This window comes from Polaromonas sp. DSP2-3-2b2, assembly GCF_049895905.1.
Lineage (GTDB): Bacteria > Pseudomonadota > Gammaproteobacteria > Burkholderiales > Burkholderiaceae_C > Polaromonas.
On the sequence record NZ_JAFCTH010000026.1, the window covers coordinates 1 to 15,877 of the forward strand.

The following is a 15,877-nucleotide window of genomic DNA, read 5'->3' on the forward strand; positions in this document are numbered from 1 at the left end:
CGATTTGTTGTCATGAATAACGCTCCAATGCGGATCATCCGCAATCATGGGAGCGGCAACTAGTCTGACACGGGGGGGTATTCCTCCCAGAGCAGCATGAGCGTCACACCCTTGCGGCCAAGCTCCTGATGAAGCCGTCCGAAGTCGGCTTGCGCATAGGTCTGGCTGGCGCGAGACGACGCCAGCAGGCGTCGCTCCAGCGCGGCTTCGTCCAGGGCTGAAATGGCCGCCCAGTCCAGCCCGGCGGCGACGGCCAGACCCACGTATTTGGTGACAACACCTTTGGAGAGCCCCAGGGCACTGGCGATTTGTTGATGGGACTGTCCACCCTCGAATTTCAGACGCAGGGCGTCTTTGAGTTTGCGCATATTGATCCTTAGGGCGGGCATGTGTTTCTTTGCAAAAAGCATCGAAGCTACACGCCACGCCCGGTTTCGTTTATGCGCAACACCGTGCCGACGGTGTCTACCGCCGTGCCGACTGTCGTGACCATTGCCATCGGTCACGTTCGCCGGAATCAGCGGTCACGTTGCCGGAATCCTCCCGGTCACGTTCACCGGAACGTCGGTCACGATCCCGGAATCACCGGTCACGTTGGTCCGGAATACTCAGGTGGCGGTGCAGATGCCCGAGCACTTTGGCGCACAAGACGTTTAGAGTTAATTGGTTTTAACCAAAAAACGAATTTTTCGGCATCAAATAAGCCTTTTGCGCACAGCAGTCCTTTGCAAGCAGCTATAAATTAAATAGCAAAACTGCCAGCCTGAATGAGCCGGCGGTTGATTCAGATCAAGCGCAAGGACGATGGGACCGGTAAATTCACGAGCAGGCGTCCCGCACTCCGCGCCTCATTCGGAGGGGGAAAAGATCTGGTGTTTCTCGGCAGTCCGCTGGAGTTGCCTTGCAATTTTTCCGCAGACCAGATCACACAACTCGTACACCGACTCATCGGCAATACGGTAGTACGCGCTGGTTCCCCGGCTTTCGCGGGCCACCAGCCCGTGCTTGGTCAGCATCGTCAGGTGGCGCGATATGTTGGCCGCCGTGAATCCGCACAGCTGCGCCAGTTCGCCCACGTTGCGCTCCTCCTGCCTGAGCAGGTTGAGAATTTGAAGCCGTGTCGGCTCTGACAGGGCCTGGAAGTAGGCAGCGATTTCAGTCAGCGCCTCGGGCGGCAAATTTTCCATGATGGGATCTCCTCGTCAAGCTGTGTCTTCAAGCCTGTCAAAACCTTTGCACAACAAAAGTACAAGCTTATTATTATACAATTTGACTAATTAACTAAGTAGCTAAATAATCAATAACAATTGACTGACTGCCCTGCAGTCGAGAAGCCTGTGAGGAAATCTGGATGTCCCAAAAAAGTCTTGTAGCCCTGGCAACCCTGACCAGCCTGTTGATCTGCGCGCCTGCCTGGGCGGCTGAAAACAGCCCGCTCGCCACCGTGGTGGTTCAGTCGTCTAGCACTGGCGCGGCCGACAGCATCAGCCTGGATGCCGTGGTGGAAGCCGTGCGGCAAACCACGTTGTCAGCCCAGGTGCCCGGCGCCATCGTTTCCCTGCGTGTGAAGGCGGGCGACAGCGTGAAGGCCGGCCAGGAACTGCTGCGCATCGACGCCCGCTCCGCCAGCCAGAATGCGGCCGCCAGCGATGCCCAAGTGCAGGCCGCGCAGGCCAGCCTGAATGTGGCGACTAAGGACTATGAACGGCAAAAGCAGCTGTTCCAGAAGCAGTACATCAGCCAGTCGGCACTCGACCGGGCGCAGGCCCAGTGGCAGGCGACGCAAGCCCAGGTCAGGGCGCTGCAGGCGCAGGCCGGCGCGGCCCGGACCCAGTCGGGGTTTTTTGTGGTCAGTGCGCCCTATGCCGGGGTGGTCAGCGACGTTCCCGTGACCTTGGGCGACATGGCCATGCCCGGCCGCGCACTGGTCACGATGCATGACCCGGCGGAGTTGCGGGTGACGGCCGCCGTGCCGCAAAGCGCCATCGCCGGCTTGGGCGACACCAGCGCCGTCCGGTTCGAGCTGCCCGGCCTGGCCACCGGCCTGCTGCGTCCCACGCAGGTGCAGGTGTTGCCGGTGGTGGATGCCGCCACGCACACCGCGCAGGTCCGGTTGGGCCTGCCCGCTGGCATCAAGGGCGTGGCGCCGGGCGCCTTTGCCCGCATCTGGCTGCCCCTCGGGACGGCAAAGGGCGCTATGGCCAAGGGCGAACGTTTGTATGTACCCGCCAGTGCCGTGGTCCGGCGCTCGGAAATGACGGGGCTGTATGTGCTCAATCCCGAGGGGCTTGCCTTGCTGCGCCAGGTCCGGCTCGGCAGCACGAAGGGTGAGCTGGTGGAAATATTGAGTGGCGTCAGCAAGGGCGACAAGGTTGTAGTGGACCCGCAAACTGCCGCAAGGGTGCGCTGACATGAGCGCCAAACAACCCATGGGCGTTTCAGGCCGCATCGCCGCCCTCTTCCAGAGCGCACAAATCACCCCGCTGCTGGCGCTCGTCGCGCTGCTGCTGGGCATTTTTGCGGTGCTGGTCACGCCGCGGGAGGAAGAGCCGCAGATTAACGTCACCATGGCCAATGTGCTGGTGCCGTTTCCGGGCGCCTCGGTGCGCGATGTCGAGCAGATGGTGGCCACACCGGGCGAACAGGTGCTGTCGCAGATTGCCGGCGTGGAGCATGTGATGTCGGTGTCGCGTCCCGGCATGGCGGTGCTGACAGTGCAGTTCAAGGTGGGCGTGCCGCGCACCGAGGCGCTGGTGCGGCTGCACGACACCATCAAGGACAACGCCGACTGGCTGCCTAAAGGCCTGGGCGTGATGGAGCCGATCATCAAGCCCAAAGGCATCGACGACGTGCCCATTGTCACGCTGACGCTCTACAGCAAGGATGCAACGACCAGCGCCTATGACCTGGAGCGCGTGGCGCACAGCATCGAGGCCGACATCAAGCGCGTTCCCGGCACGCGCGAAGTGCAAACCCTGGGCGGCCCCGACCGCGCCGTGCTGGTCGAACTGGACCCGGGGCGCATGGCGGGCTCGGGCGTGACGGTGCAGGAGATGCGCCAGGCGCTGCAGTCGGCGAATATGGGCATGCCGGTGGGCGAACTGCTGGCCGGCAACCAGAGCGTGGCCATCGAAGCCGGCCCCTTCCTGGCGCAGGCCAGCGAGGTCGCCGACCTGATGGTCAGCGTGCGCGAAGGCCGGCCAGTATTCCTGAAAGATGTGGCGACCGTGCGCGACGGCCCGCTGCCGGCCAGCCGCTATGTCTGGCATGGCCTGTCCGCCCGGAGTGGCGGTGGCGAGTACACGGCCGTGACCGTGGCCGTGACCAAGAAACCGGGCGAGAATGCCATCGACGTGGCCAACGCCGTCATGGCGCGGGTCGCGCAACTGCGCAATTCCGTGATTCCCGATGCGGTGCAGGTCGCCGAGACGCGCAACTACGGCGCCAGCGCCAACGACAAGGCGCAAAAGCTGATCCAGAAACTGCTGTTCGCCACGGCCTCGGTGGTGGCGCTGGTATTTCTCGCGCTGGGCCGCCGTGAAGCGGCGATCGTCGGCACGGCGGTGATTCTGACGCTGACCGTGACGCTGTTTGCCTCCTGGGCCTGGGGCTTCACGCTGAACCGCGTGTCGCTGTTCGCGCTGATCTTTTCCATCGGTATTCTGGTGGACGATGCCATCGTGGTGGTTGAAAACATCCACCGCCATCAAAAGCTTTTTCCCGGCAAGACGCTGACCGAGATCATTCCGGGCGCCGTCGATGAAGTCGGCGGCCCGACCATCCTGGCCACGTTCACGGTGATCGCTGCACTGCTGCCGATGGCTTTCGTCAGCGGCCTGATGGGGCCTTACATGAGCCCCATCCCCATCAATGCCAGCATGGGCATGCTGCTGTCGCTGGCGATTGCGTTTGTCGTCACGCCCTGGCTGGCCCGGCTGTGGATGAAGGAAAGCCACGGCGACCACGCCACCACAGGCAAAGCCACCGGCATGGCGGGCAAGCTGGCACCGCTGTTCGAGCGCGTTTTTAAGCCGCTGCTCGACGACCAGCGCGGCGGGCGCAATCGGGGCCTGCTGGGACTTAGCATTGCCGGGCTGATTGCGCTTTCCCTGGTGCTGCCGGCCACCGGGCTGGTGCTGCTCAAAATGCTGCCCTTTGACAACAAGTCCGAGTTCCAGGTCATTGTCGATATGCCGGCCGGCACGCCGGTCGAGAAAACCGCCGCCGTGCTGCATGAACTCGGCGCCTACCTGGCCGGCGTACCGGAAGTGACCGACTACCAGGCCTACGCGGGCACAGCAGCCCCGATCAACTTCAACGGCCTGGTGCGCCAGTATTACCTGCGCGCCGGCGGCGAAGTCGGCGACATCCAGGTGAACCTGGTGGACAAGCACCAGCGCAGCGACCAAAGCCATGCCATCGCCACCCGGGTCCGGCCCGGGCTGCAAAAAATTGGCCTGCGCCATGGCGCCAATGTGAAAGTGGTGGAAGTGCCGCCAGGCCCGCCGGTGCTCTCGCCCATCGTGGCCGAAATCTACGGCCCCGACGCCGACGGCCGCCGCGCCGTGGCCAAGGCGGTGCGCACCATTTTCGAGAAAACCGGCAACGTGGTCGATGTGGACGACAGCAGCATTGCCAGCGCGCCGCGCGTCGTGCTGCTGGTGGACCGCCGCAAGGCTGCGATGCTGGGCGTGCCGCAGCAGGCCATTGTGAGCACGCTGCGCGCCGGTCTGGCGGGCGAAGCTGTCACCTACCTGCATGACGGCAGCAAATACCCGGCTCCGGCGCTGCTGCAACTGCCCGCCGAAAGCCATGGCGACCTCGATGCGCTGCTGCAGCTAAGCGTGCGCAGCGCCTCGGGCAAGCTGGTGCCGATTCGCGAACTGGTCACGCTCAGCGACACGCTGCGCGAGCAGCCGGTGATCCACAAGGACATGCTTCCGGTCAATTTCGTCACAGCCGACATGGCCGGCAAGCTCGACAGCCCGCTGTACGGCGTGTTCCAGATGCGCAGCCAGATCAACGCCATCACGGCGCCCGACGGCGGCAAACTGGCCGAGTATTTCATCAGCCAGCCCACGGACGCCTGGCGCGGCTATGCGCTCAAGTGGGACGGCGAGTCGCAAATCACCTACGAGACCTTCCGCGACATGGGCGCGGCCTATGGCGTCGGCCTGATATTGATTTACCTGCTGGTGGTCGCGCAGTTTGGCTCCTACCTGACGCCGCTGATCATCATGGCGCCGATTCCGCTGACCATCATCGGTGTGATGCCCGGCCATGCGCTGCTGCATGCGCAGTACACCGCCACCAGCATGATCGGCATGATCGCGCTGGCCGGCATCATCGTGCGCAACTCCATCTTGCTGGTCGATTTCATCAACCTGCAAACGCGCGAAGGCATGCCTTTCAAACAGGCCATCGTGCATTCGGCCATCACCCGCGCCCAGCCCATCATGCTGACCGGTCTGGCCGCCATGCTGGGCGCCTTCTTCATCCTGGACGACCCGATCTTCAACGGGCTGGCGATTTCGCTGATCTTCGGCATTTTTGTCTCCACTGTGCTCACGCTGGTGGTGATCCCGACGCTGTACTACGCGGCTTACCGCAAGAAGTTCTCAATCCCTGAAACCCTCACTTCCAAGGAGTAAGCAATGAAATCATGGCAACTCGTCCGGCTGATGGCTGGCATCTTCATCCTGCTGTCGCTTGCGCTGGGCATTCCGGGCAGCCCCATCTTTGTTAATGAGTGGTGGTTGGCCTTCACCGCTTTCGTGGGCCTGAACCTGCTGCAAAGCGCCCTCACCCACTGGTGCCTGATGGAAACCATCCTGCGCAAGCTGGGCGTGCAGCCTGGCTGTTGAGTAAAGGTTCTTCATGAAGCAAACCCACCTGCTGGCCGCCGCCGCCCTGGCGCTGTGCGCTTTTTCAGCCCAGGCAACCGACCTGATGCAGGCCTGGCAGGCGACGCGCCAGCATGATCCGCAGGCCGCCGTGGCCGATGCCGCCCGCGCTGCCGGTGAAACCCGCCGCGCGCAGGCGGCATCGCTGTGGCGGCCGAACGTGATGCTCAGCGCCGGCGCAGGCCGCATGAGCGCCAACAGCGCCACCAGCGGCGCGCAGTTCGCCGCGCCTGGCTTTGGCCAGTCCGGCGGCGTGTCGTTTGACACCTCGGTCAACAACGGCTCCTCCACCCGCTGGGCCGTGACGGCGCGCCAGCCCCTGTACAACCCCGAGCGCAGTGCCCAGCGCCAGCAGCTGGAGATCGGCGCGGACTCGGCCAGCTTGCAATGGCAAAGCGCGCAGCAGGACTTGATGCTGGCTACCAGCCAGCGTTATTTCGACGTGGTGCTGGCCGAGCGCAAACTGGCGTTGCTGCGCCAGCAACAGGCGGCCGTGGACCGGGCCTTCACAGAGGCCAAGGACCGGTTTGAACTGGGCGATGCGCCCGTCACCGACACCCACGAAGCCTCGGCCCGGGCGCGCGGCCTGCAGGCGCAAGTGCTGGCGGCCCAAAGCGAGCTGGAACTGGCCCAGACCATTCTGCTTGATGCCACCGGCCTGTCGCCCGATGCCCTGCAGGTGATGGCGCCCGCCGGCGAGGTGGCGCCGGCCGATCTGCCGCCACTGGCGCAGTGGCTAACCCTGGCGCAGGAAAACAACCCCCTGCTGCGCCTGCAGCGGGCCAACGCCGACGCCGCCCGCCAGGAAATCCGCAAGCACAGCGCTCTGGCGGCGCCCACGCTGGATCTGGTGGCGCAGGCCGGACGGGACCGCCTGAGCGGCAGCGGCGACTTCGGCGCGGCCAGCAACACCACGCGCCAACAGATGATTGGTCTGCAGCTCAACGTGCCGCTGTATACCGGCGGCATGCGCAGCGCCAAGCTGGACGAAGCCTTGCGGCTCGAAGACAAGGCGAGGGCCGAAGTCGAACAAGCCAGCCAGCAGACCCGCCAGCAAACCCGCGCCGCCTGGCTCGGATTGCAAACCGGACAGGCACGCTTGACCGCACTGGCCGAAGCCGTGACCGCCAGCCAGGCCCGGCTTGACGCCACGCGGCTCGGCCGGCAGGTGGGCGACCGCACCACGCTGGATTTACTCAATGCTGAAAACGACGCCAGCGCCGCCGATCTGGCGCTGCTGCAGGCGCGCATCGAGGTGCTGCACAACCGCTTGCGCCTGCAGGCGCTGGCCGGCCAGCTCGACGAATCGCGGCTACAGACCGTGAACGCGCTGCTCCAGCCCTGAACGCGCTCCCTTTTCAAACCCCCATAGGAGACAAGCCATGGCCCACATCATCATCCTCGGCGCAGGCACGGGCGGCATGCCGGCCGCCTACGAGTTGCGCGAGCGCCTCGGCGCGCAGCACAGCATCACCGTCGTCAACGCGGTGGATTATTTCCAGTTCGTGCCGTCCAACCCGTGGGTGGCGGTGGGCTGGCGCCAGCGCGAAGCCATCACCTTTCCAATCCGGCCGCACCTGGAAAAAAAGGGCATCGGCTTCGTCGCGCAGCTGGTCCAGCGGATTGACGCCGCGCACAATGCGCTGGAGCTGAACGACGGCAGCCGCCTGGACTATGACTACCTGGTCATCACCACCGGCCCCAAGCTGTCGTTTGACGAAGTGCCCGGCTCCGGCCCGGCGGGCCACACGCATTCGATCTGCACTATCGACCATGCCGAAAAAACTTGGGAGCATTACCAGGAATTCCTGAAGGAGCCGGGACCGGCCATCATCGGCGCCATGCCGGGCGCTTCGTGCTTTGGCCCGGCCTACGAATTCGCGTTCATCTTCAACAAGGACCTGCAGCGCCGCAAGCTGCGCCACAAGGTGCCGATGACCTACATCAGCCCCGAACCCTATGTCGGCCACATGGGCCTGGGCGGCGTGGGTGACTCCAAGTCGATGCTGGAGAGCGAATTCCGCAACCACGACATCAAGTGGATCACCAACGCCAAAGTCACAAAGGTTGAAGCCGGCAAGATGTTCGTGAGCGAGATGGACGACAGCGGCCAGGTCAAAAAAGAGCATGAGCTGCCTTTCAGGTTCAGCATGATGCTGCCGGCGTTCAAGGGCGTGGACCCGGTGGCAGCCGTCGAGGGGCTGTGCAACCCGCGCGGCTTTGTGCTGATCGACGAATACCAGCGCAGCAAGAAATACCGCAACATCTTCTCGGCCGGCGTGTGCGTGGCCATTCCGCCGGTCGAAGTCACGCCGGTGCCGACCGGCGCGCCCAAGACCGGCTACATGATCGAAACCATGGTGACGGCCATCGTTCACAACATCGCCGCCGACCTTGCCGGCCAGAGCGCCACGGCCAAGGCCAGCTGGAACGCGATTTGCCTGGCCGACATGGGCGACACCGGCGCGGCTTTCGTGGCGCTGCCGCAAATCCCGCCGCGCAACGTCAACTGGTTCAAGAAGGGCAAGTGGGTGCATGTGGCCAAGGTCGGCTTCGAGAAATACTTTCTCTACAAGATGAAGAACGGCACCTCCGAACCCATCTACGAAAAATACCTGCTCAAGGCGCTGGGCATCGAGCGGCTGGAGCGCTGAGCCCTGATTTTTTTGATCCTGAAAGAAGCCTATGAACTGGTTTTCCAGAATGCGCGGCGCCGCTGAACCGGCTGGCGCGCCCTTGCCCGGCAACGCCCTGGTGATCGACGTTCGCTCGCCGGGCGAATATGCCTCGGGCCATGTGCAGGGCGCGATCAACCTGCCCCTGGACCGCTTTGAGCAAGAGATCGGGCGTTTGGCGCCCGACAAAAGCATGCCCGTGATGATGTACTGCCTGTCAGGCGGCCGCTCGGGCGGTGCCTGCCGGCTGATGCAGCAACTCGGCTACCAACAGGTGGTCAATGGCGGCTCGGTCGGCGCCGTGGCACTGAAACTCAACCGGCCCATCGAACGGGCTTGAGCCTGGAAAGAAACCCCCATGAGCGAAAACGCCATCACGGTCGAGCTGATACAGCAGCACGACTACCGCTTTGACATCCACTTCGCCGTCGCAATCCCCGTGCTGACCAGCGACGAGCCGGCGCCGCTGGGAACGGGCCAGGGCCCCTCGCCCGTGCAGCTGCTATGCGCCGCCGTGGGCAACTGCCTGAGCGACTCGCTGCTGTTTGCGCTGCGCAAGTTCAAGCAGGCGCCCGAGCCGCTGCGCTGCATCGTGCAGGCCGAAGTCGGCCGCAACGCCGACAACCGCCTGCGCGTGCTGCGGATGACCGCTACCCTTCATCTGGGCGTGCCCGCCGCCCAGCTGGAACACCTTGACCGTGTGCTGGCGCAATTCGAGGCCTACTGCACCGTCACCCAAAGCATCAGCCAGGGCATTCCGGTCACACTGCAGGTGTTTGACAGCATCGGAATGCAGCTGCGACAAGACCCGCTCAACCCTCAGGAGACGCCATGAAAACCGCCCACGACCTCGTTGCCGCCGCCAAAACCCGGGTGCAGGAAATCGCCATTGCCGACGCCGATCAGGCCATCCGGGAAGCCGACTTGCTGCTCGATGTGCGCGAGGCCGACGAATACGCCGCTGGCCACCTGAGCGGCGCAGTACACATCTCGCGCGGCATGCTGGAGTTCAAGTTCAGCGGCAACCCCGCGCTGCAGCCGCGCGACCTCAAGATCGTGCTGTATTGCAAGACCAGCGGACGCGCCGCACTGAGCGCCGCCGCGCTGCATGAGATGGGTTATCTGAACGTGCAGTCCCTGGCAGGCGGCTTTGATGCCTGGGTGGCAGCCGGCAAGCCGGTGGTCAAGCCGCAGCCGCCATCGTTTGAATAAGCCGCTTGCGCAAAAGCGTATTCAGCGGGGTGTTGGTGTGGGATAGACCCATCCCAACGCTATGGATTAGATAGCTGCTTACGCCCGCAGCTATTGCGCAAACGACTGTTTTTATGCAGAAAAACGTAAAAACCCAGCGCGTCTGCGGTGCGCCTTTCCCAGCGGCGCCCCTCCGATATTGTTGGATCCCCCCGACAGGTGAAAGTCGTTTTCAAAGGCTGCGCCCCTCGCCGGCTTCCTCGAAGGTGTGGCCGTCACGGATGTGATAAATCCGCTTGAACGTCGGGATGATCTTTTCGTCGTGCGTCACCACGATGATGGCGGTTTGCGCCTGCCGGGCCATCTGGTTCAGGATACGCATGACTGCCAAGGCGCGTTCGCTGTCCAGCGGCGCGGTGGGTTCGTCGGCCAGAATCACCGGCGGGCGGTTCGCCAGCGCGCGCGCAATCGAGACGCGTTGCTGCTCGCCGCCCGACAGCTGCGAAGGCTCGGCCTTGGCGCGGTGGGCCACGTCCAGCGCACTCAAGAGCTCCAGCGCCCGGCGCCTGGCCTCGACGTTGGCCACGCCCGCCAGCATGGGCAGCAGGGCCACGTTGTCGGTCACGTTCAGAAACGGAATCAGGTACGGCGCCTGAAACACAAAGCCGATGCGGTCACGCCGCAGCGCACGCAGGTCGGAGGTGGTCCAGCCGTTGTCATAAATCAGCTCGTTGCCCAGCGTCATGCGGCCAGACGTGGGCTCGATGATGGCGCCCAGGCATTTGAGCAGCGTGCTTTTGCCCGAACCCGACGGGCCGACCAGCCCGACCACTTCGCCGGGCCCCACGGTCATATTGACGTTCTTGAGCGCCTGGACGGCGGTGTCGCCGTGGCCGTACACCTTGCGCAGGCCTTCAATCAGGATGCCGCCGGGGCTTGGTGCGTGTGTCATAGGATTCATATCGGTCATCCTATGGCGGTGGCCGGATCGACTTTGAGCGCCGCGCGAATCGCCAGCGTGCTGGCCAGCGCGCAGATCAGCAGCGTGGCGGCCAGCCCGGTGAGCGCGTCCTGCGTCAGCAGCAGCACGAATTTGGGAAAGATAGGCGCCCAGACCGTGGCGGCCACCTTGCCGACCACAAACCCGATCAGCCCCAGGCCCAAGGCCTGCTGCAGGATCATGCCGGCAATGGTGCGGTTGCGCGTGCCAATCAGTTTGAGCACCGCAATCTCGCGGATCTTGCCCAGCGTCATGGTGTAGATGATGAAGGCCACGATGGCGGCGCTAACCACCGCCAGAATTGCCAAAAACATGCCGATCTGTCTGGCCGAGGTGGCAATCAGCTTGGCCACCAGAATCTCTTCCATGCCCGCGCGCGTGAACACCGCCAAGTGCTTCCAGCGGCGAATCGGCTTGGCCACCTGTTCGGCCGCGAAGCCGGGCGACAGCTCCACCAGCACTGCGTTGACATTCCGGCTACTCATTTGCAGCGCTTGCACCGCGTCCAGCAGGCCGGGCACGCCTGGGCGGTTGAAGGCCGGGTTATTGACGGTGCGGGTACGGTCGTTTTGAATCGCATCGTTGTCTTTTAAAAACTGCGCTTCCTGCGCGTCCTTGAGCGGTATGAAGACCATTGGGTCCCCGCCCGAGGACACCATGCGCTGCGTCAGCCCGACCACGCGGTAGTCGTGGCGGCGGATGCGGATGCGCTGGCCCAGCGTAAAGCCGGCTTTGATGTCGGCCACAGCCTCGTAATGGCTGCGTGTGAGCTGGCGGCCCGCCACCAGGTAGCCCGGCGCACCGGGACCATCGGGCTCGATGCCGACCACCATGGCGCGCGTTTCGCGGCCATCGTCGCTGCTCACCTGCATGGTGAAGTAGGTCACGTTGGCCGCCTGTGCCACGCCCGGCATGCCGCGCACGCTGCGCACCACGTCGTCCTTCAGGCTGGATGATTCGGCATACGGCCCCTGCGTGTCTTGTTGCACCACCCACAGGTCGGCCCGGCTGTTGGTCAGCAGCGCCTGCGCGTCATCGACCATGCCGCGGTAAACGCCGGCCATGGTCAGCGTCACACCAATCAGCAAGCCCAGGCCCAGGCCGGTCAGCACGAACTTGCCCCAGCTGTGGGCGATGTCGCGCCCGGCCAGGCTGATCATGGGGTGTTTCTGGCGGGGCTGGTTTTGCCGTTCACCAGCGCATCGACCACCTGCACGCGGGCGCCAGCACTCAAGGCTTTCTGGCTGTACACCACCACCACATCGCCGGCATTCAACCCGTCAAGCACCTGTACTTGGCCATCAAGGCTGCTGGCGCCCAACTTCACGGACGCGAACGCCGGCTTGCCGCCTTCAATCCGCCACACGCCGGTCCGACCCTGCTGGCGCTGAATGCTGGCGCTGGGAATCAGCAGCGACATCGGAGTTTCAGGCAGTTGCAGCGTGACCTCGGCCAATTCACCGATTGAGGCGCCAGCGGCGACGGCGAACCCCACTTGCGCGATGCGCTCTTCAGTAACGCTGTCGGCCAGCAACTCCACCCGCGCGACCTGGCCAGCCAAGGGTGTATCCGGGCGTGAACGCAACACGATTTGCGCGGGCAGGCCGGGCACGAGACCAGCCGAACGCCCCTGGTCCACCCGCAGCCTGACCCACAGGCTGGCCGGGTCGATCAGCCGTAGCACCGGCTGGCCGGCCACCACCGTGCTACCGGCTTCGGCGTCGCGGCTGGTCACCACACCGTCGGCCGGAGCCTGCAGGCGAACGTTGCCGCGTTGCTGCGCCAACGCGGCGCGTTCGGCCCGCTGCCGCAGTACGTCCTGGCCCGCGCCGCCCAGGTTGGCTTGCGCGGCCTGCAGCGCAGCGTCGGCCGAGGCTTTTTCCTGAAGACGGGCTTCGAGCGCGCCGGCGCTGATGAAGTTTTGCGCGGCCAGGTCCTGGTTGCGTTTGGCATTCACGGCGGCCAGCGCGCGCCGCGCCGTGGCGTCTGCGACTTGCGCCTGTGCAGCGGCCTGGCTGCTGGCCGTGCGCGCCAGCGCGGCGTCAAGGGCGGCCAGCCGCTGGTCCAAGTCCACCGGGTCCATTTCAGCCAGCAGCTGCCCGGCCTTGACCGTGTCGCCCACATCGACCTTGACGCTGAGCACCCGGCCGGCCACCGTGGGGCCAATCATCCAGTTGCGCCGCGCTTCCACGGTACCGATGCCAAAGATGGCCGGGCTCAGCCGGCCTTCCTGCACTCGCGTGACGGTGACCCGCGTGGGCGCCAGCGGTCCGGTTCGCAGGGCCACAAAAGCCAACGCACCCACCAGCAACAGCGCCAGTCCGCCCAGGGCCAGGCGACGCGAAAGAAGAAGCTTGAGCTTCATGGTGTGTCCTTTGTCGTGAGGTGCCTGCTTCCCGTTGTAGCCAGCCCGCGCAAATAAATAGTGAACACAGCGGGCGCCTGTTGGGCCATGGCGCGCACTTCGCCGCTGATCAGCGACTGCATGACCAGGCCCTGCACCGAACCGACAAACAGCACCGCAGCGGCCTCTCGGTCAGTGCCCGGCGCCAGCAGGCGCTGCTCTTGCGCGCGCTCCAGTACGCCCATGAGCAATCTCCGGTACTGCTGCATCAGACCGCGAACGCGGGCCTTGAGCGCCGTGTCCTGCGCGTGCTGCAGTTCCTGAAAAATCACCCGCGGAACGCCAGGATGGGCGACCACAAAATCCACATGCGCCATGAATACCGCTTGCAGCGCGGCCAGCGGCGCGAACTTGTCCAATTTGGCCAATTCAGCGTCAGCGGCCGATTGAATCCGACTCATCAGCGTGTCTGCGGTCCAATCCAGCACCGCCAGCCAAACCGCTTCCTTGCTGGAAAAATGGCGAAACACCGCGCCTTGCGTGATACCCACAGCCTGAGCCAGATCGCCGGTGGTGATGTCTGCCGGGCTGCGCTGCGCCGCCAGCCTCAAGGCAGCATCCACCAGAGCAGCCTGACGGATTTCTGTGGACTGCTTGACACTCTTTACGGATATTTCCATCAACAATCCAGGTAATTGGTTAATTACCTGGATTGTAGAGCCGGCTCCGATTTTGTGCGAGCGACGCAGTTTTCCTTACCAATTTCGCACTGTCAATGGCACCGGATTTGTTCACGTCGACCTGAAATTGAAAGGTTCATGTCGTGGTGAATCTATCAAAGCCCAGCAGCGCCATGACCACAACCACCGCAGCCACGGGGCCTGCCAGCGGGTAGACGATGGACGCCAGAATCGGCGCCACCAAAAGCAGGTGGCGCAAGCCCCAGCTGTAGAGCAACCCTGCCCTGCGCAAATAGACCGCACCGGCGGGCGACCATCGCAGGCGCTCCTCGGAGTCAACCGGCATAGAACTGATGAACCCGGCGTGGTTGTAATAACGCACCGCCATCGCCGAGCAGACCAGCGAGGCAAACAAAACCGTCATCAGAACCAGTTCGAGCACCAGCCGCGCGGTCAAATGTGCGGAGATGGCGTCGCTGGCGCTAAACGAGGCGTTCAGCGAAGGGGCGGCCAGCGTGGCCGCGCCCATCAGTCCCAGCGCTGCCGTTGACGCGGTCATGGTCGCCGACATCATCGAATTGCGCAGGGTCTGCACTGCCAGGATTTCCGAGCCACGGTGCTTGGACAGCGCGGCAAACCAGTCTTCGCGCAAGGTCGCATGCACAGAGCGCGCCAACAGCGCGGGGTGCCTGCGCTGCACCAGCAGCAGCGCGACTTCGTAGGACACGAGTATGGCAACGGTCATGAGGCTCGCCAGCCAGGTGGTCGCGTTGGTCATGCTGGCCAAGCGATCACGCAGCCCGGGGCGTCATCGCTGGCCGGCGCAGCTCCAGCAACTCGAATACAACCATTCCGAGAAGCATCGCGGCCACAAAGACCAGCGCCTTGGACTCGCCCATGCCCAGCGCCACCAGGCCGGGGCCCGGGCAGAACCCGGCAATGCCCCAGCCGATGCCGAACAGCGTGCTACCCATCATCAGGCGCCGGTCAATCGGGCTTGCAGTGGGCAGTTTCATCTCCGCACCCATGAGCGACAGGGTCCGGTTTTTCGCAAAGAAGAAAGCGACAAAGCCCACCGCGATGGCCCCCGCCATCACCAGCGCGAGCGAAGGGTCCCACGCGCCCCCGACATCCAGAAAGCCCAGCACCTTGGCGGGATTGGCCATGCCGGAGACGATGAGCCCCAGGCCAAACACCAGGCCCGTGAGTAAAGAAGTCAATACAAACATAGATTTCTTCCTTAGATACTGAACAGGTGGCGCAGCACGAACACGGTCAAAAAGCCTGCGCCCATGAACGTGGCCGTCGCCGCCAGAGAACGAAGCGAGAGCCTTGACAGACCGCAAACGCCGTGGCCGCTGGTGCAGCCCGAACCATATCGGGTGCCGATGCCCACGAGCAGGCCCGCAGCTACCAGGGCGCCGTAGCTGGCGTCAATCTGCACCGCAGGCAGTTCGGCGAAGAGCGCATACAGCAGCGGAGCGCCTACCAGCCCCAGGAGAAAAGCGGCTCGCCAGCCCATATCTCCCCGCACGGGCTTCAACAGATTGCCCAGTACGCCGCTGATTCCCGCGATGCGTCCATTGAGCAGCGCGAACATGGCAGCAGCCACCCCAATCAATACGCCGCCCAGCAGGGAGGACCAGGGGGTAAAGGCATTCCAGTCGATAGTCATCATGTGCTTCCTTCGGGACAATAAATACGGTACAGCAGCGCCAGGATTTCCAGCGTTGCCGGGTTGGCCACGCTGTAGAAGATTTGCTTGCCCTGGCGGCGCGTGTTGACCAGGCCTTCGTTGCGCAACACGCCGAGTTGCTGCGACAGGGTCGGCTGATGGATGCCGAGTGCGGCTTCCAGTTCGCCGACGCAGCGCTCGCCTTGCGACAGCTGGCACAGCAACAAGAGGCGGTCTTCATTGGCCAGCACTTTCAGGGTGCCAACGGCTTGCGTCGCTGCTGCGCGCAGCAACTCAGGGTCCAGGACGAGACAGGTGGGAGTCATAAGGTCGATTTGTTTGGTTAGATTGACTATATTATATAAAACAATACAATATCCGTCAACATATCGAAATCAACCAATGGAGT

At 63.9% G+C, this 15,877-nt stretch carries 17 protein-coding genes and 1 pseudogene; 8 read left to right on the forward strand and 10 right to left on the reverse strand.

The annotated features are described in order from the left end of the window. Positions 1-77: 77 nt before the first annotated feature. Both ACP7AD_RS16395 and ACP7AD_RS16400 read right to left on the reverse strand, forming a co-directional pair. Positions 78-368 (reverse strand): annotated as a pseudogene (locus ACP7AD_RS16395) (IS21 family transposase); the annotation flags it as partial. A 480-nt stretch (positions 369-848) separates the two neighbouring features. Further along, positions 849-1,187, reverse strand: a complete 339-nt coding sequence (locus ACP7AD_RS16400; RefSeq protein WP_426148858.1) for an ArsR/SmtB family transcription factor — start codon at positions 1,185-1,187, stop codon at positions 849-851. Positions 1,188-1,351: 164 nt separating this feature from the next. Between ACP7AD_RS16400 and ACP7AD_RS16405 the strand changes: the two genes are divergently transcribed. From ACP7AD_RS16405 to ACP7AD_RS16440, 8 genes are read left to right on the forward strand one after another with little or no spacing between them, the layout of a single operon-like run. Further along, on the forward strand, positions 1,352-2,410 hold the full coding sequence (locus ACP7AD_RS16405; protein WP_426148857.1) for an efflux RND transporter periplasmic adaptor subunit: 1,059 nt from the start codon (positions 1,352-1,354) through the stop codon (positions 2,408-2,410). A 1-nt stretch (position 2,411) separates the two neighbouring features. After that, positions 2,412-5,651, forward strand: a complete 3,240-nt coding sequence (locus tag ACP7AD_RS16410; protein WP_426148856.1) for an efflux RND transporter permease subunit — start codon at positions 2,412-2,414, stop codon at positions 5,649-5,651. A gap of 3 nt (positions 5,652-5,654) precedes the next feature. Next, a complete protein-coding gene (locus tag ACP7AD_RS16415; protein WP_426148854.1) occupies positions 5,655-5,864 on the forward strand; it encodes a YgaP family membrane protein in 210 nt (69 codons plus the stop codon). Positions 5,865-5,877: 13 nt separating this feature from the next. Beyond that, positions 5,878-7,248, forward strand: coding sequence for a TolC family outer membrane protein (locus ACP7AD_RS16420; RefSeq protein WP_426148853.1), 1,371 nt, complete (start codon positions 5,878-5,880; stop codon positions 7,246-7,248). 37 nt (positions 7,249-7,285) lie between these two features. Beyond that, complete coding sequence (locus ACP7AD_RS16425) at positions 7,286-8,557, forward strand: NAD(P)/FAD-dependent oxidoreductase (protein ID WP_426148852.1); 1,272 nt, start codon at positions 7,286-7,288, stop codon at positions 8,555-8,557. 31 nt (positions 8,558-8,588) lie between these two features. Then, complete coding sequence (locus ACP7AD_RS16430; protein WP_426148851.1) at positions 8,589-8,918, forward strand: rhodanese-like domain-containing protein; 330 nt, start codon at positions 8,589-8,591, stop codon at positions 8,916-8,918. 18 nt (positions 8,919-8,936) lie between these two features. Beyond that, positions 8,937-9,413, forward strand: coding sequence for an OsmC family protein (locus ACP7AD_RS16435; protein WP_426148850.1), 477 nt, complete (start codon positions 8,937-8,939; stop codon positions 9,411-9,413). Beyond that, the gene (locus ACP7AD_RS16440) at positions 9,410-9,790 is read left to right on the forward strand and encodes a rhodanese-like domain-containing protein (RefSeq protein WP_426148849.1); all 381 of its coding nucleotides are present in this window, start codon (positions 9,410-9,412) and stop codon (positions 9,788-9,790) included. The genes ACP7AD_RS16435 and ACP7AD_RS16440 overlap by 4 nt, the downstream gene beginning before the upstream one ends. A 211-nt stretch (positions 9,791-10,001) precedes the next feature. Here the strand turns inward: ACP7AD_RS16440 and ACP7AD_RS16445 are convergent, their stop codons facing one another. From ACP7AD_RS16445 to ACP7AD_RS16480, 8 genes are all read right to left on the reverse strand, one after another. After that, positions 10,002-10,739 carry an ABC transporter ATP-binding protein gene (locus ACP7AD_RS16445; protein WP_426148848.1) on the reverse strand — a complete coding sequence of 246 codons (738 nt, stop codon included), beginning with the start codon at positions 10,737-10,739 and terminating at the stop codon, positions 10,002-10,004. Further along, the gene (locus ACP7AD_RS16450; protein ID WP_426148847.1) at positions 10,736-11,929 is read right to left on the reverse strand and encodes an ABC transporter permease; all 1,194 of its coding nucleotides are present in this window, start codon (positions 11,927-11,929) and stop codon (positions 10,736-10,738) included. Before ACP7AD_RS16450 ends, ACP7AD_RS16445 begins: the two co-directional genes overlap by 4 nt. After that, positions 11,926-13,134 carry an efflux RND transporter periplasmic adaptor subunit gene (locus tag ACP7AD_RS16455; RefSeq protein WP_426148846.1) on the reverse strand — a complete coding sequence of 403 codons (1,209 nt, stop codon included), beginning with the start codon at positions 13,132-13,134 and terminating at the stop codon, positions 11,926-11,928. Before ACP7AD_RS16455 ends, ACP7AD_RS16450 begins: the two co-directional genes overlap by 4 nt. After that, the gene (locus tag ACP7AD_RS16460) at positions 13,131-13,793 is read right to left on the reverse strand and encodes a TetR/AcrR family transcriptional regulator (RefSeq protein ID WP_426148845.1); all 663 of its coding nucleotides are present in this window, start codon (positions 13,791-13,793) and stop codon (positions 13,131-13,133) included. The genes ACP7AD_RS16455 and ACP7AD_RS16460 overlap by 4 nt, the downstream gene beginning before the upstream one ends. 136 nt (positions 13,794-13,929) lie before the next feature. Continuing rightward, on the reverse strand, positions 13,930-14,571 hold the full coding sequence (locus ACP7AD_RS16465; RefSeq protein ID WP_426148844.1) for a DUF599 domain-containing protein: 642 nt from the start codon (positions 14,569-14,571) through the stop codon (positions 13,930-13,932). A 13-nt stretch (positions 14,572-14,584) separates the two neighbouring features. After that, a complete protein-coding gene (locus tag ACP7AD_RS16470; protein ID WP_426148843.1) occupies positions 14,585-15,022 on the reverse strand; it encodes a DUF6691 family protein in 438 nt (145 codons plus the stop codon). A gap of 11 nt (positions 15,023-15,033) precedes the next feature. Next, complete coding sequence (locus ACP7AD_RS16475; protein WP_426148860.1) at positions 15,034-15,468, reverse strand: YeeE/YedE family protein; 435 nt, start codon at positions 15,466-15,468, stop codon at positions 15,034-15,036. Beyond that, positions 15,468-15,794, reverse strand: coding sequence for a metalloregulator ArsR/SmtB family transcription factor (locus ACP7AD_RS16480; protein WP_426148842.1), 327 nt, complete (start codon positions 15,792-15,794; stop codon positions 15,468-15,470). Before ACP7AD_RS16480 ends, ACP7AD_RS16475 begins: the two co-directional genes overlap by 1 nt. Positions 15,795-15,877 lie beyond the last annotated feature (83 nt).